Raw genomic sequence first — 14,309 nt, forward strand, 5'->3', positions numbered from 1 at the left:
CCGGCCGGTCGGTTCCCGTCCTCACCCGGAGACCTGTTGCTTCAAATTTAAAGCATGGGGTAGGGTCCCAGACCATGGATCTGCTTCAAATCTGAAGCAGATCTGGACCTCCGGACCCGGGAGACCCCCATGCCCGACTTCCCCGCCGCGACGCCGCGCTCCCGCGTCCGGGTGCCGCTGCGCTTCCACGACGGCTACGCCGTCGACGCCGACCTCGTCACCTTCCACGGCCTGACCGACGGCCGGGAACACCTCGCGGTGGTCCTCGGCGATCCCGGCCCCGTGCCCCTGGTCCGGCTGCACTCCGAGTGCCTGACCGGCGACGTCCTCGGCTCGGCCCGCTGCGACTGCGGACCCCAGCTGCGCGAGGCGGTGGAGCGCATCGCCGACCGCGGCGGGATCCTGCTCTACCTGCGCCAGGAGGGCCGGGGCATCGGCCTCTACAACAAGCTCGACGCGTACGCCCTCCAGGACCAGGGCCTCGACACCTACGCCGCCAACACCGCGCTCGGCCTGCCCGAGGACGCCCGCGACTACACCGCCGCCGCGCAGATGCTCCAGGCGCTGGGCGTGGAGACGCTCGACCTGCTGTCCAACAACCCCGACAAGGCGGGCCAGTTGCGTGACCTGGGCGTCGAGGTCCGCGACCGCGTCCCCACCGGCGTCTTCACCACCGCCCACAACGTCCGCTACCTGCGCGCCAAGGTGCTCCAGACCCAGCACACGCTGCCGCTCGCGGAACTGACGGAACTGGGCGTGGGCTGAGCGCCCGGCACTAGTGGGGCGTGTGCGCCAGATGGGCCAGCACGGCCAGGACCCTGCGGTGGCCGCTGTCGCTCGGCGGCAGGCCCAGCTTCAGGAAGACGTTGCCGATGTGCTTGCTGACCGCGCGCTCGGTCACCACCAGGGTCCTGGCGATCGTCGCGTTGTCGTGCCCCTCGGCCATCAGCGTCAGCACCTCACGCTCGCGCGGGGTGAGCGAGTCCAGCGGGGTGTCCCTGCGCCGGGTGAGGAGCTCGGTGACGACCTCGGGGTCCAGGGCGGTACCGCCGGCGGCGACCCGCTCCAGCGCGTCGAGGAACTCGTCGACCCGGCCGATCCGGTCCTTGAGCAGATAGCCGACCCCGCCGCTGCCACCGCCCAGCAGCTCGGCGGCGTACGACTCCTCGACGTACTGCGAGAGCACCAGCACCGGCAGCCCGGGGAGCTGTTCGCGGGCGGCGAGTGCCGCCCGCAGCCCCTCGTCGCGGAAGCCCGGCGGCATCCGCACGTCGAGCACCGCCACGTCCGGGCGGTGTTCGAGGAGCGCGGGCAGGATCTCGGGGCCGGTGCCCACGACGCCCACGACCTCGTGCCCGGAGGATCGCAGCAGCATCACGAGGCCCTCGCGCAGCAGGGCGTTGTCCTCGGCGATCACCACACGCACGGCAGCTCCACTTCGATCACGGTCGGACCTCCGGCCGGACTGGACACGTCGAAGGTCCCGTCGAGCGCGGCGACGCGGCGGCGCATGCCGAGCAGCCCGGAGCCCCGGCCCTCGTCGGCGCCGCCGCGGCCCTCGTCGCTCACCCGCACCCGCAAACCACTCCGGAACCGGGCGAGTTGGACCTCGGCCCGGGGCGCCCCACTGTACTTGGCGGCGTTCGTCAGCGATTCGGCCACCACGAAGTAGGCGGCCGCCTCCACCGCGGCGGGCGCCCGCACCCCGTCGTCCAGACCGCCGTCCGTCACGGTCACCGCGAGACCACTGCTCGCGGCCAGTGCCCGTACGGCTCCGGCGAGGCCGCGGTCGGTGAGGATCGGCGGGTGGATGCCCCGGACGACGTGCCGCAGTTCGGTCAGTGCCTCCTCGGCCTGGTCCTGGGCCTCGTCCAGGAGCCTGCGCGCGCCCTCGGGGTCACGGTCGTAGGCCCGTTTGGCGAGCCCGATCCGCATCGACAGGGCGACCAGCCGCGCCTGCGCGCCGTCGTGCAGATCGCGTTCGATGCGGCGCAGTTCGGCCCCGTGCGCGGCGATCGCGTCGGCCCGCGTCTCGGTCAGCTCCTCCACCCGCGCGGCGAGCCGCGCCTTCGGCGAGGGTGCGAGCAGGACGGTCGACCAGCGGGCCTCCAGGTCCGCGAGCCGGACGATCAGCGGCAGTACGACGGCGGGGCGGCGCAGCAGCCCACACCACACACCGTCGGCCAGCAGCCCGACCGGCCACAGCGGCAGCGCGAGGAACACCAGCGCGCCGTACACGTAGTAGGCGAGCATCCAGCGCAGGTCGGTGTGCGTGCCGGGGTCGCGTACCGCCGTGCGCAGCCGCTCCCGCAGCGTGCCGGTGATCCGCTGGTACGCCTCGGGCACCGCGCGCCCGGTCCAGGCCGCCGTCAGGCCGCGCTTGGCGCCGGTGATCCGCCGGATCAACAGCACCGTCTCCGGCAGCATCCAGGCGCCGACGACCGCGAGCGTGGCCACGGCGGTGATCAGCAGCACGGTGATGAAGAGGTACATCCCGAACGCCATCGCCGCGGCCACGACGAGGTGGACCGTGGCCCACGCGGCCTGCCGCACCGTCTTCCGCATGGGGCCAACGCTAGGGCCTGTCCGGCGGATCAAGTCGCCGGACAGGCCCCAGGCGCCGGGACGGCGGGGCGTGGGAGAGGCGGCACCCGTACGGGGGTGTAGCGGGCTGCACCGCGCGGGGCGCCTCCTTCGGCGTGTCGCCGTCACGACCGCAGTCCGCTCCCCGTCTCGCGGCTGGACTGTCCTTGACCGGGTTCAGGCTCTCCCGCTGCGTCGTCCCTCGCGTCCGGCGCGGGCAGGCGCATCCCCCGGGACTCGGCGACGCGCAGGACGTCGGTGAGGCACTCGGCGAGCCGGAGGCCGGCGTAACGGACCTCGGTGTACGGCGACGTGGGGTCGTCCAGCACCGTGCGGGCGAGGCCGAGCACGTCGCTGCCGGTGGCGAGCTGCGTGGCCTCCAGGTCGTCGGCGAGACGCGAGAGGTAGCTGCCGTCGTCGTCGCTCACCAGGTAGGAGGGTTTGCCGTCGGGGGACGGCCAGGGCAGCAGCCGGGGCGGGGAGGTGCCGGGTACGTGTTCCATCAGACGGCCACCTCCCACGCGCCGATCAGGTGCCGGTCGAGGTCGATGCCGAAATCGGCCGCGAGCACGAGGGCGAGGCGGCGGTGCCGCTGGAGGGCGGCCTCGTGTTCGTGGGCGGCGAGGTAGGGGCGTACGAGGCTGGAGGCGGCGCCGTCGAGGGGGGTGAGGAGGCCGTACGGGGAGCGGTGGCGCGGGAGCGGGGGTGCGGGAGGGCGTACGGGGGTGAGGTGGACGCGGGGGAAGGGGTTCCGTTGGGGACGGCGCCGCCTTCCGCTCCCGGGGGCGAAGGGAAGGCGCACCCGGTGGAGGGCGCGGCGGATAAGGTCGTGCATGTCGACGCTCCTTGGAGTAAGCGTTGGCCGCGCCCCGGGAGGTCTTGTCCACCTCGCCGGGGTCTGCTCGTTTTTTGACCATACCGCGAACTGCGTCCCCCTGCACCCCTCTCCGTCCCACTGCGTCCCGACGCGGTGGGACGCGTTCGGATACTGCAGTGTGCGTAGGGGTGCGGCACGGTGGAGGAATGAGTGAGCTTCCGCGCTACGAGTACGTGAAACTCGCCGACGCCATCGCCGCGGACATCGCCTCCGGCAAGCTGCCACAGGGTGCCGCGCTACCAGGTGAGCGCGCCATGACGGATCTCTACAGCGTGAGCATCGGGACGGTCCGTCGCGCCGTCGTGGAACTCCGGAAGCGGGGGCTCGTCGCCACCCTGCCCGCGAAGGGGACGTACGTCATCGGGATGCCGGAGCCCTCGGGCGACGCGCCCGAAGAAAGCGAACCGAACACCTGAAGTGGCCGCGTCCCGCAGCCCCTTCAGCGTCGGTGGAAACGGACACACCCCCAGCTCGAATCCGCTCTGAGCCGGGGGTGGTTCGGTAGGCCCTGTGGGACTCGAACCCACAACCAATGGATTAAAAGTCCACTGCTCTGCCAATTGAGCTAAGGGCCCAGGCGATGTTGCCTCCCCGAGCATAGCCGGAGCGGGCCGGGTCTCCGATCGGGTATCGGGGACCCGGCCTCGCGAGTCGGTCCGGGCGGGGCGGTGCCGCCCGGAGTGTTACGGATCGACCGGTTCGGGGGCGCCCTTGCGACGCTCCCCGCGGGCGATCGTCCGGGCGTGTTCGGGGTTGAGGAACCAGTGCCGGGCCGAGGCGAACCACCACGCCGCGGCGAAGCCGAGGACGACCAGCACCGCGACCGGCGCGTAGTTGAAGGTCTCCCAGGTGACCGGGGAGACCTGCGGCAGCATGAACAGAACGGTGATGACGCCGACCCACACCACCGAGACCACGCCGATCGCCCTGGACCAGCGGCCCAGGTGCCAGGGGCCGGGGACGAAGGCGTCGCCCCTGCGCAGCCGCAGGAGGGTCGGGACGACGTACGCGATGTAGAGGCCGATGACCGCGATGGAGGTCACCGCCGCGTAGGCCGTCGCGTTGATGAGGTAGGGCAGGCCGAGGAGCAGCGCACCCACCACGGCGAGCCACACCGCGGCGACCGGCGTGCGGGTGCGCGGGCTGACGGAGTGCCAGACGTGCGAGAAGGGCAGGGCGCCGTCGCGCGAGAAGGCGTAGATCATGCGGCTGTTGGCGGTGACCGAGGCCATCCCGCAGAACAGCTGCGCGCCGATCACCACCAGCAGGAGCAGCTTGCCGGAGGTCGCGCCGAGCGCGTCGAGCAGGATCTGGGCGGGCGGCGCGCCGGTCGGGGAGGCGAGCTGGTCGTCGTAGGACCGGATGGCGAAGGTGAAGCCAAGCAGGAGGACGAAGCCGGCGATCCACGAGGTCCAGATGGATCTCACGATGCCCTTGGGTCCCGCGGTGGAGGCGTCGTGGGTCTCCTCCGTCATGTGGGCCGAGGCGTCGTACCCGGTGAAGGTGTACTGGGCCATCAGCAGGCCGAGGAGCACCACGTAGAAGCCGCTCCCCCAGCCGGTGTTGTTGACGAACTCGCCGAACACGAAGGACGCCGACCGGTGCTCGTCGGGGACGAGGGTCAGCGCGCCGACGATCACCGCGACGCCCAGCACGTGCCACCACACGCTCACGCTGTTGAGGAGGGCGACGATCCGCACCCCGAAGGTGTTCAGCGCGCCGTGCAGGAGCAGGATCGCCGCGAACAGCAGCACGGTGCGGCCCGGGGTCACCTCGAAGTCGAACTGGAGGTTCAGGTAGGCGCCGAGGAAGGTCGCCGCCCCGAAGTCGATGCCGGCCGTCACCGCCACCTGGCCCAGGACGTTGAACCAGCCCGTGAACCAGGCCCAGGCGGCCGCCGAGCGGGGCGGGGCCAGCCGGTGCGCCCAGAAGTAGAGGCCCGCCGAGGTCGGGTAGGCGGAACAGATCTCGGCCATCGACAGGCCGACGAACAGGGTCATCAGGCCGACCCCGACCCAGCCCCAGGTGATCACGGCCGGGCCGCCGGTGTTCATGCCGAACAGGTAGAGCGTCAGACAGCCCGACAGGACCGAGATGATCGTGAACGACACCGCGTAGTTGGAGAACGCCGACATGCGGCGGGCGAGAACCTGCGTATAGCCGAGTTGGGCGAGCCGTTCTTCGTCCGTGAGCCCACTCGCTATGGCGTCATCTGTCATGCCCCCAGCGATTCCCATCCCGGGGGCGTGACACACGTCACAACTTGGCTAGAAAAGGCCCTTGTAGCCGCTCCAGCCCGTGCCGATCTTCTGCCGGCCGGCGAACGACCCCCTGCCGGTGCCGGTCTGGCGGTAGAGGTTGCCGGCCGTGTCCCGGACGACCAGGTCGTTCCTGCCGTCCCCGGTGATGTCACCGACGCCGACGACCGCGTTGTAGCCGGCGCCCCAGCCGGAGAAGACCTTCACCCGCTCTTTTAGCTGGCCGGTGCCGGTGCCGTCGTAGCGCCACAGCGTCCCGGCCCCGTCCAGCGCCAGGACGTCCCCGAAACCGTCACCATTCAGGTCACCCGCGCCGACGATCTTCTTGTACGTCGACCACGAGCGGATCCTGACGCCCGCCTTCAGCTTCCCCGCCCCGTCGTTGGCGAACAGGTAGACGTCACCGGTCGACGCCTTGCGCGCCAGCAGATCGGTACGGCCGTCGCCGGTCAGGTCGCCGGGCGCGGTGAGGACGTCGTACGCGTTCCAGCCGGTGCCGAGCGAGGTGTGGCTGCTCGCCGGCTTGTACGAGGCACCGCACTTGCCCGCGTAGCGGCGCAGTTCGCCGTTCGGCATGCGCGTCAGCAGCTCGGCGCAACGGTCGCTGCCCATGTCACCGAAGGGGACGGCGACGGTGCCGGCCGGCCAGCCGGACGCCGACAGCCCGGAGACGAAGGTGCCCTTGCCGTCGGTGTAGTGCAGGGTCAGGGCGCCGGCGGAGTTGAGCGTGACGAGCTCGCCGTAGCCGTAGCCGCCCTGGTCGTGGTGGCCCTGGCGGCCGCCGGTGAAGCCGAACTTCCCGCTCGTCGTGAACGTGCCCGAGCCCTCGGCGGCGGTGGCGGTCAGGGTCCAGGTCTTCGGTCCGTTGTACGCGTACGCGCCCGAGTCCGTCTTCCCGTCCCAGGACAGGTCGATCGCCGTACCGCTGCCCTTGAGGGTGCGGTCGGTGTGGCCCTGGACGTCCTTCACCGTGAAGGTCCAGTCCGCAGGCTTGTTCAACTGCCAGAAGCTGTCCCAGGTGAGACTGCCCGAGACGCCCACCCTGGCGTCCACGTTCGAGCCGTCCACGTCGGACTCGATCTTCGCCAGCGACTGCGTCGGCACCCCGCTCGGCACGATCCGGATGGCCTTGTCCCGGCCGACGTAGGCGATGTCGCCGCCGAACTTGTCCACCGACCAGGTCAGCCGCCGCTGGTCGACGGTGTTCCCGGCAGGCAGGTCGGCGATCTCGCGCGCGGCGGCGGCCGTACCGGAGTGGTAGTCCGTCAGCATCAGCTTCCCGGCCGTCCGGTCGTGCTGGACGAGGTAGCCGTCACCGACGAGGGCGGGCCCGGAGGGAACGGTGATGTTCTTCTTCGCCGTACGGTCGTACACGCCCGCGGCGCCCGCAGGACCGCAGTTCCAGTAGATCCAGCGGCCGATGACCTGAAGCTCCTTGACCGTGCAGGGAGCACCGGTGGAGACGGTCTGGGTCGTCCTCTTCGTCTCCAGGTCGTACGCGGTGACGACCCCGTTGCCCGAGCCCGGGGTCCACAGCGCCGAGCCCCACACCGAGGCGGCCGTGACGGAGCGGGTCAGCCGGACGTCGGCGTAGCGGTAGGCGTTCACCGCGTCGACGTACTGCTTGCCGGTGGAGGAGGCCTGGTAGACGTAGTAGCGGCCGGTGGCGTCGACGAAGCGGCCGCCGGTGACGGTCGGCTCGTCCGTGCCGCTGAGCGAGTTCGCGGTCAGATGGACCTGCGCCACCTGCTTGCCGGCGGGGTCGTCCATGAAGTAGCCGACGTACGTGTTACCGAAGGAGCGCATCGGCACACAGGTGCCGGCGTCGCAGGACACCCGGTGCACGTGGCTGCCGTCCGCGTAGTCCGCCGCATAGCCGCGGTACGTCTTGTCCAGCACGGTGGCACCGTCGGCGGAGATCTGCCGGCCGGCCACCCACTGGTAGCCGCTCGGTGTGTTCTCCACACTGGTCAGGAAGCCGCCCGCGTAGTCGATGCCCCACACGCCGTCCGTCGTGATCGGCGTCGGGGTGGTGTCCGCGGCCGCCGGGCCGGCGGTGGTCAGTGAGCCGGCGCCGAGGGCGGCCAGGCCGATGAGAGTGAAAGCGATCCGGGCGCGCCGGGTCAAGGGTCCCTCCCCAGGGAAGTAAGAGAAGGCACGGTGGCAGGCCTCGTCGCGTTCCCCCCGCGGCCACGCTCCACCGTGCAGCCTGGCGATGTTAACAACCGCCTCACCGGTTCGGGTAGCCAATTACCCTCCGGGAACGGCGAGTTCAGCGCCCCGACAGCTCGTCCCGGAACGCCGGAAGGGCCCGTACGACCGGAGTCGTACGGGCCCTTGCGGGATCAGCTCAGTCGGCGTCAGCCGTTGCGCTTCCAGCGCGGCTTGTCGTCGCGGCGGCCGAAGGAGCCGCCGGTGCTGCTGCCGCGGTGGTCGTCACGACGGCCGGTCGGACGGTCGTGGCCGCCGGCGCGGAAGCCGCCGCCGGTGGGACGGTCGCCCTGACGGTCGCGGTTGAAGGGGCGGTCGCTGCCCCGGTGGGTCGACGGACGCTCGTCACGGCGGTCGCGGCTGAAGCCGCCCGTGGGACGGTCGTCGCGGCGGAAACCGCCACCGGTGGGACGCTCGTCGCGACGGTCACGGTTGAAACCGCCACCGGAGGGACGCTCGTCACGGCGGTCACGGTTGAAACCGCCACCGGAGGGACGCTCGTCACGGCGGTCACGGTTGAAACCGCCACCGGAGGGACGGTCGTCACGGCGGAAGCCACCGGAGGGACGCTCGTCACGACGGTCACGGTTGAAGCCGCCACCGGAGGGACGCTCGTCACGGCGGAAGCCACCGGAGGGACGCTCGTCACGACGGTCACGGTTGAAGCCGCCACCGGAGGGACGGTCGTCACGACGGAAGCCGCCCGAGGGACGCTCGTCACGACGGTCACGGTTGAAGCCGCCACCGGAGGGACGCTCGTCACGACGGTCGAAGGAACGGCCACCGCGGTCGTCGCGACGATCGTCACGGCGCTCGTAGTTGCCCCGCTCGTCCCGGCGCTGACGCGGCTGCTCGTACGCCGGACGCTCGGCCGGCTGCTCGGCGGCCACGGCCTCGGCCGGCGCCGCCACCGCGGCGTCCTGCTCCACGACCGTCTCGGCGGCCGCGATGACAGCCGCCTCCGGGTCCTCGCCACGCTCACGGGCCGCACGCGCGACCAGACGGTCGGCTTCCCCGCGCAGCTCGGTCGCGCGCCGCTGCGCCCGCTCGAGCTCCTGGGTGAGCTGCGCGACCTCGCGCTCGGCCTGCTGAGCCGCGTTGCCCGCCGACTCGGCCTGCACCTCGGTCATCGACCGGGCACCGGTGATCTCGGCGACCTCCGGCTCGAACGCCGTACCGGAGTTGATGATGTGACGCGCGGCGTCGACGCCCGCGTCCTCCATCAGCCGGAAGATCTGGCGACGCTGGTGCGGCAGCGACAGCGACACGACGGTGCCGGAGCGGCCGGCGCGGGCGGTACGGCCGGAGCGGTGCAGGTAGTCCTTGTGGTCACCGGCCGGGTCCACGTTCAGGACCAGGTCGATGCCGTCGACGTGGATGCCGCGGGCGGCGACGTCGGTCGCGACGAGCGCGTTGACGTAGCCCTTCTTGAAGTCCTCCAGCACCCGGGTGCGGGCGCCCTGCGTCATGCCGCCGTGCAGCGCGTCGGCCTTCACACCGGAGTCGCAGAGCTGCTCGGCGATGCGGTCGGCGCCCAGCTGGGTGCGGACGAAGATGATCGTGCGGCCCTTGCGGGAGGCGATCGCGGCGGTGACCGGCGCCTTGTCCTTGGGCTTCACGATGAGGATGTGGTGCGACATGGTCGTGACGTTGCCCTGGGCGCTGTCGACCTCGTGCGTGACCGGGTCGGTCAGGTAGCGCTTGACCAGCGTGGAGATCTCGTTCTCCATGGTGGCCGAGAACAGCATGCGCTGGCCGCCGCCGGGGATCTGGTCGAGCAGCTCGGTGACCTCGGGCAGGAAGCCCAGGTCGGACATCTGGTCGGCCTCGTCGAGGACGGCGACCTGGACGTTCTCCAGGGAGCAGGCGCCGCGGTTGATGATGTCGCGCAGCCGGCCCGGGGTGGCGACGAGGACGTCGACGCCGCGCTCCAGGGCGTACATCTGGTTGCTCATCGACGTACCGCCGCAGACGACCTTCATCTTGAGGCCGAGGACGTCGCCGTACGGCTGGAGGGCGTCCGCGACCTGCATCGCGAGCTCACGCGTCGGCGTGAGGATGATGCCGCGGGGCTTCTTCTTCTCGGTGTGGCCGCCGGACAGCTGCGTCAGCAGCGGCAGACCGAAGGAGAGGGTCTTGCCGGAGCCGGTGCGGCCACGGCCGAGGATGTCCTTGCCGGCCAGGGCGTCCGGGATGGTCGCGACCTGGATCGGGAAGGGGGCGGTCACGCCGTTCTGGGCGAGCTTGCGCACCACGCCCTCGGGGAGGCCGAGGTCCGAGAAGGTGGTCTCGGGGGCCGCGGTCGTCTCGTCGCCCTCGATGTTCTCGGGCACGACGACGTGATCAGTACTGGAAATGGACATGCGAATGCGAAACCTTCCGGAGTCTCGTCGGCACGCGCCCGTCAACTCCGTGATTTCGCAATTCGACCGCCTCAATGCGGTCAGCCACGGCAAGGGAGAGTACGCGCCACGCGGCGCGCTCTTGTGCGGCGCCGGGCAATGGGATCAAACGATCTACCACCATACGCACCCGTTGCCCACCAAGGCAAACCAGAGCCCGCCAGGGGGACACAGGTCACACTCCGGCCCAGACCGGTGAGCCCGCGGTCGGTGCCGGCCGCCGGTCCGCCAGCTGCGGCCCCGGCTCCTCGTGCGCCGACGACGAGGGCTCGGCGACGGTCGGCTCCGCCGAGACGGACGGGGGTGGCGGCGGGGACGGTTGTGGCTCGGGTTCCGCCGGAGACGTCGGAGTGGGCTGCGCCCTCGTCGGTGACGGCATCCCCGGCGGCACGGGCCTGCCCGGCGTCGCCGCCGCCGCGGGGGACGTGCCGGCGGCCGCGGGCGCCGAGACCGAGGCGGACGCGGACTTTCCCGGCTTCCCCGCGGCCCTGGCCTTCCCCCGCTTGCCGTCGGCCACCGCCGCACCGAACCCCGCGGCCCCGCCCGGCCCGGCCCGTCCGCCGCCGGGCGCCTCCGCGCCGTGCCGCCCGGCGGAGTGCGACGGCTTCGCGCTCCCGCCTCCGTCGTCATCGCCCACACTCATGCAGCCGGCTGCGGCGGCGACGGCCACGACCGTGGCGGCCAGACGAACGGAAACGTACAAGGGGGGCACGGAAGCCACCTCCGGAGGCGGGCGGGTGAAGCAGTCAACCCGTTCAACTCCCGCCGCCCACAAGAGGACACGCGCCCCGCTTTCCGAGTGGCCCGTTCGCGCCACGGCCCGCCCCGGCGGGCTCAGCGGGCTCAGCCGTACCCGAGGGCGTCCCGGCGGCCTCAGCCCTACGTGGGGCCGAGCCGGCGGGCTCAGCCGTACCCGAGGGCGTGCAGCCGCGCGTCGTCGATCCCGAAGTGGTGGGCGATCTCGTGCACGACGGTCACCTCCGTCTCCGCGACGACCTCCTCCCGCGTCCCGCACATCCGCAGGGCCGGCCCCCGGTAGACCGTGATCCGGTCCGGCAGCACACCCGCGTACCACTCCCCCCGGTCGGTGAGCGGAGTCCCCTCGTACAGCCCGAGGAGCTCCGGGTCGTCGGCCGGGGGCTCGTCCTCGACGAACACCGCGACGTTGTCCATCAACCGCGTCAACTCCGGCGGAATCCGGTCCAGCGCCTCGGCGACCAGTTCCTCGAACTCCTCGCGCGTCATCTCCAGCACCACCCCATTGTCCGGTACCGCGCCGCGACGGCACCCGGCGAGACGGCACCCGGCGAGACGTACCGGCCCGCCCGCATGGCGCCCCCCGGACTTGGGCATACGCGACCAATGCTCCGCGTCCCCGTCGCCGCCCGGAAAGCCCTCCACACCCTGCGAAGGTCCCCCCGCGTCCGCCGCCACCGTCTTCCGGCCCTGGAACTCGCCCCCCGGCCCCGCCCCTGGGTGCGGGGGTTCGGCCTGGTCGCCGTCGTCGTGGTGGGTGCCTGGCTGGGCCTGCTGGTCGTGGGCAACGTCCGGGTTCCGGTGGGCCCCATGAACACCACCATGACCTTGCGGCCCTCCCTCACCGGCGGCACGAAGATCAACGTCTCCCCGCTCGGCGCGCTCCAGCTGGACAGCCACCACGCGCCCGTCCGCCTCGACGTCAACGTCGACCAGCTCGACCCCGTCCGCTCCCAGGCCCTCGTCGACCACCCCGAACGCCTCGCCGGCCTCCAGGACGAGGTCAGCCGGGACGTCGAGCACGGCACCCTCGACCTGGCCCTGCGCTCCTGCGTCGCGGTGGTCGCCGGCGCCACCGGCCTCGGTCTCGCCGTCTACCGCCGCCCCCGCCGCGCCCTCGCCGCCGGCGGTCTCGCCCTGACCCTGCTGACCGCCTCCGGCGTCTGCGCCTACGCGACCTGGAACCCCGAGTCCGTCCTCGAACCGAAGTTCTCCGGCCTGCTGTCCTCCGCGCCCTCCCTGGTCGGCAACGCGCGCAGCATCGTCACCGAGTTCGACGTCTACCAGAAGGAACTGGCCCGCCTGGTCACCAACGTCACCAAGCTCTACGACGTCACCTCCACGCTGCCCGCCTACCAGCCGGACCCGAACACGATCCGCGTCCTGCACGTCTCCGACATCCACCTGAACCCGGCGAGCTGGAAGATCATCGGCTCGCTGGTGGAGCAGTACAAGGTCGACGTGATCGTCGACTCGGGCGACACCATGGACCACGGCTCGGCGGCCGAGAACGGCTTCCTCGACCCCGTCGCGGACCTCGGCGCCCCCTACGTCTGGGTCCGCGGCAACCACGACTCGCCCACCACCCAGCGCTATCTGAAGCGCGTGAAGAACGTGCACGTCCTCGACGACGGCCGCGCCGTGACGGTGGCCGGCCTGCGCTTCGCCGGCATCGGCGACCCCCAGTTCACCCCGGACCGCTCCACCGTGCCGGGCGCCGCCGCCACCCAGGAACTGGCGGGCGACCGGCTGGCCGCCGCCCTGCGCGACCAGCGCGCGGCCGGCACCCCCGCGGACCTGGCCGTCGTGCACGAACCGTCGGCGGCCCGCCGGGTGGACGGCGAGGTCCCGCTGGTCCTGTCCGGACACCTCCACCACGAGGAGACGGAGATCCTCAAGAGGGGCACCCGGCTGCGCGTCGAGGGCTCGACCGGCGGCAGCGGCCTGCGCGCGGTCGAGGGCAGGTACCCCGACCCGATCGAGGCGTCGATCCTCTACCTGGACCGGGCCACCCACCGCCTCCAGGCCTGGGACGAGATCAAACTCGGCGGCCTGGGCCTGACGACGGCGGAGGTCAGCCGTCACCTCCCGAAGGAGAACCAGCCCGGAGCCCCCACCACAGCGCCGGCCACACCGTCCACGGCGTCGTCCACCGTGTCGGGGACGCCGTCGGCCGCACCCTCGCGCAGCCGTTCCGGAGCGACCCCGTAAACCGTTTTGGCGATACCTCCCGCCATCCCATATGCTTCTCACGTCCCCGACGCGCTGAGAAGCGCGCAGGCGGGCCGAGAGCCCTCATCGTCTAGCGGCCTAGGACGCCGCCCTTTCAAGGCGGTAGCACGGGTTCGAATCCCGTTGGGGGTACGCAGTACGGTGTGTGAGAGTGTTTCGCACACAACAGCTTGGTCCTGTGGAGCAGTTTGGAGTGCTCGCCACCCTGTCAAGGTGGAGGCCGCGGGTTCAAATCCCGTCAGGACCGCTGAGATCTCGCGAGAGATCTCGTGGCTGGGTAGCTCAGTTGGTACGAGCGATCGCCTGAAAAGCGATAGGTCGCCGGTTCGACCCCGGCCCCAGCCACATCCCGAAGGCCCCGTCCCTGTGGACGGGGCCTTCGTCTTCGTGCGTTCCGCTTGGCAGCGGTCCCCCGTACCGCTACGTTCTGGCCGGTCGGCACAGGGGTCGAGGGCGGGGAGACGATGAGCCGGGACAGGGCCGGAACCGGTCAGGACGTCGAACTGGAGAAGGTCCGGGCACGGTACGGATTGATCGCGGTGGTGGTGAGCAACCTGGCCATCGCCGGGGTGGCCGCCTTCGGGGTCTGGCGGCTCGGCGGCGACAAGGCGGTGATCGTCGGAGTCGTCACCGGGGCGTTCACCGCGGTGAGCGGCGTGACCACGGCCTATCTCGGCATCAAGGCGGTGTCCAACACGGCCCGGTCCATCGCGCTGGGCGAGGCCATCAGGCGGGAGGCGGCACCCCCGCCGGCGCCCGAACCGGCGCCGGCCGCCACACCCGCCGACGCACCCGCCATGGCATCCGGCCCGGCGCCGGCCTCCACACCCGCCACGCCATCCGAACCGGTGGCCGCCGCCGAGCGCGCCCCCGCCCCCAACGCCGCCGGGGTCCCCGCCGCCGCGCCGCCGCCGCCCGCGCCGCCCGCCCCGCGCAGCCCCTGAGCCGCCTTCCGGGAGCGCGTCCCGGACCCCGGGACAAAAGCGTTCG

At 71.8% G+C, this 14,309-nt stretch carries 12 protein-coding genes and 4 tRNA genes; 7 read left to right on the forward strand and 9 right to left on the reverse strand.

Features of this window, described 5'->3' with window-relative positions; translation table 11 throughout:
* The first annotated feature begins 129 nt into the window (after positions 1–129).
* Positions 130–765: a GTP cyclohydrolase II gene (locus AC07AZ_RS03725; protein WP_478843478.1), complete on the forward strand. Its 636-nt coding sequence runs from the start codon at positions 130–132 to the stop codon at positions 763–765.
* A gap of 10 nt (positions 766–775) precedes the next feature.
* Here the strand turns inward: AC07AZ_RS03725 and AC07AZ_RS03730 are convergent, their stop codons facing one another.
* The 4 genes from AC07AZ_RS03730 to AC07AZ_RS03745 form a co-directional block, all read right to left on the reverse strand.
* Positions 776–1,426 (reverse strand): response regulator transcription factor, encoded by a 651-nt coding sequence (locus AC07AZ_RS03730; RefSeq protein WP_478843480.1) that lies wholly within the window; start codon positions 1,424–1,426, stop codon positions 776–778.
* Complete coding sequence (locus AC07AZ_RS03735) at positions 1,414–2,565, reverse strand: sensor histidine kinase (RefSeq protein WP_478843482.1); 1,152 nt, start codon at positions 2,563–2,565, stop codon at positions 1,414–1,416. The genes AC07AZ_RS03730 and AC07AZ_RS03735 overlap by 13 nt, the downstream gene beginning before the upstream one ends.
* A gap of 143 nt (positions 2,566–2,708) precedes the next feature.
* Positions 2,709–3,086, reverse strand: coding sequence for a hypothetical protein (locus tag AC07AZ_RS03740; RefSeq protein WP_478843484.1), 378 nt, complete (start codon positions 3,084–3,086; stop codon positions 2,709–2,711).
* On the reverse strand, positions 3,086–3,418 hold the full coding sequence (locus AC07AZ_RS03745; RefSeq protein WP_478843486.1) for a hypothetical protein: 333 nt from the start codon (positions 3,416–3,418) through the stop codon (positions 3,086–3,088). Before AC07AZ_RS03745 ends, AC07AZ_RS03740 begins: the two co-directional genes overlap by 1 nt.
* 188 nt (positions 3,419–3,606) lie before the next feature.
* Between AC07AZ_RS03745 and AC07AZ_RS03750 the strand changes: the two genes are divergently transcribed.
* Positions 3,607–3,876, forward strand: coding sequence for a GntR family transcriptional regulator (locus AC07AZ_RS03750; RefSeq protein ID WP_478843488.1), 270 nt, complete (start codon positions 3,607–3,609; stop codon positions 3,874–3,876).
* An 86-nt stretch (positions 3,877–3,962) separates the two neighbouring features.
* On the opposite strand, the gene AC07AZ_RS03755 is transcribed toward AC07AZ_RS03750, so the two are convergent.
* The 5 genes from AC07AZ_RS03755 to AC07AZ_RS03775 all read right to left on the reverse strand — a co-directional run bounded on the left by AC07AZ_RS03755 (position 3,963) and on the right by AC07AZ_RS03775 (position 11,585).
* A tRNA-Lys gene (locus AC07AZ_RS03755) sits at positions 3,963–4,035 on the reverse strand.
* Positions 4,036–4,143: 108 nt separating this feature from the next.
* Positions 4,144–5,679, reverse strand: coding sequence for an amino acid permease (locus AC07AZ_RS03760; RefSeq protein WP_478843491.1), 1,536 nt, complete (start codon positions 5,677–5,679; stop codon positions 4,144–4,146).
* Positions 5,680–5,727: 48 nt separating this feature from the next.
* Positions 5,728–7,845, reverse strand: a complete 2,118-nt coding sequence (locus AC07AZ_RS03765) for an FG-GAP repeat domain-containing protein (RefSeq protein ID WP_478843493.1) — start codon at positions 7,843–7,845, stop codon at positions 5,728–5,730.
* A gap of 233 nt (positions 7,846–8,078) precedes the next feature.
* Positions 8,079–10,292 carry a DEAD/DEAH box helicase gene (locus AC07AZ_RS03770; protein ID WP_478843495.1) on the reverse strand — a complete coding sequence of 738 codons (2,214 nt, stop codon included), beginning with the start codon at positions 10,290–10,292 and terminating at the stop codon, positions 8,079–8,081.
* Positions 10,293–11,234: 942 nt separating this feature from the next.
* A complete protein-coding gene (locus AC07AZ_RS03775; protein ID WP_356031301.1) occupies positions 11,235–11,585 on the reverse strand; it encodes a metallopeptidase family protein in 351 nt (116 codons plus the stop codon).
* A 108-nt stretch (positions 11,586–11,693) separates the two neighbouring features.
* On the opposite strand from AC07AZ_RS03775, the gene AC07AZ_RS03780 reads away from it, so the two are divergent.
* From AC07AZ_RS03780 to AC07AZ_RS03800, 5 genes are all read left to right on the forward strand, one after another.
* A complete protein-coding gene (locus AC07AZ_RS03780) occupies positions 11,694–13,298 on the forward strand; it encodes a metallophosphoesterase family protein (protein WP_478843498.1) in 1,605 nt (534 codons plus the stop codon).
* An 80-nt stretch (positions 13,299–13,378) separates the two neighbouring features.
* Positions 13,379–13,451: transfer RNA gene (locus AC07AZ_RS03785), tRNA-Glu, on the forward strand.
* 40 nt (positions 13,452–13,491) lie between these two features.
* Positions 13,492–13,566, forward strand: a tRNA-Asp gene (locus tag AC07AZ_RS03790).
* Positions 13,567–13,590: 24 nt separating this feature from the next.
* A tRNA-Phe gene (locus tag AC07AZ_RS03795) sits at positions 13,591–13,664 on the forward strand.
* Positions 13,665–13,783: 119 nt separating this feature from the next.
* Positions 13,784–14,263, forward strand: a complete 480-nt coding sequence (locus AC07AZ_RS03800) for a hypothetical protein (RefSeq protein ID WP_478843500.1) — start codon at positions 13,784–13,786, stop codon at positions 14,261–14,263.
* Positions 14,264–14,309 lie beyond the last annotated feature (46 nt).

Source organism: Streptomyces sp. NPDC043878, assembly GCF_056435735.1.

Bases quoted from the DNA above. Each gene is read 5' to 3' on its own strand.
- AC07AZ_RS03780 (WP_478843498.1), top strand. From the start codon at position 11,694: ATGCTCCGCGTCCCCGTCGCCGCCCGGAAAGCCCTCCACACCCTGCGA.
- AC07AZ_RS03800 (WP_478843500.1), top strand. From the start codon at position 13,784: ATGAGCCGGGACAGGGCCGGAACCGGTCAGGACGTCGAACTGGAGAAG.
- AC07AZ_RS03770 (WP_478843495.1), bottom strand. From the start codon at position 10,292: ATGTCCATTTCCAGTACTGATCACGTCGTCGTGCCCGAGAACATCGAG.
- AC07AZ_RS03760 (WP_478843491.1), bottom strand. From the start codon at position 5,679: ATGACAGATGACGCCATAGCGAGTGGGCTCACGGACGAAGAACGGCTC.
- AC07AZ_RS03745 (WP_478843486.1), bottom strand. From the start codon at position 3,418: ATGCACGACCTTATCCGCCGCGCCCTCCACCGGGTGCGCCTTCCCTTC.
- AC07AZ_RS03725 (WP_478843478.1), top strand. From the start codon at position 130: ATGCCCGACTTCCCCGCCGCGACGCCGCGCTCCCGCGTCCGGGTGCCG.
- AC07AZ_RS03735 (WP_478843482.1), bottom strand. From the start codon at position 2,565: ATGCGGAAGACGGTGCGGCAGGCCGCGTGGGCCACGGTCCACCTCGTC.
- AC07AZ_RS03740 (WP_478843484.1), bottom strand. From the start codon at position 3,086: ATGGAACACGTACCCGGCACCTCCCCGCCCCGGCTGCTGCCCTGGCCG.
- AC07AZ_RS03750 (WP_478843488.1), top strand. From the start codon at position 3,607: ATGAGTGAGCTTCCGCGCTACGAGTACGTGAAACTCGCCGACGCCATC.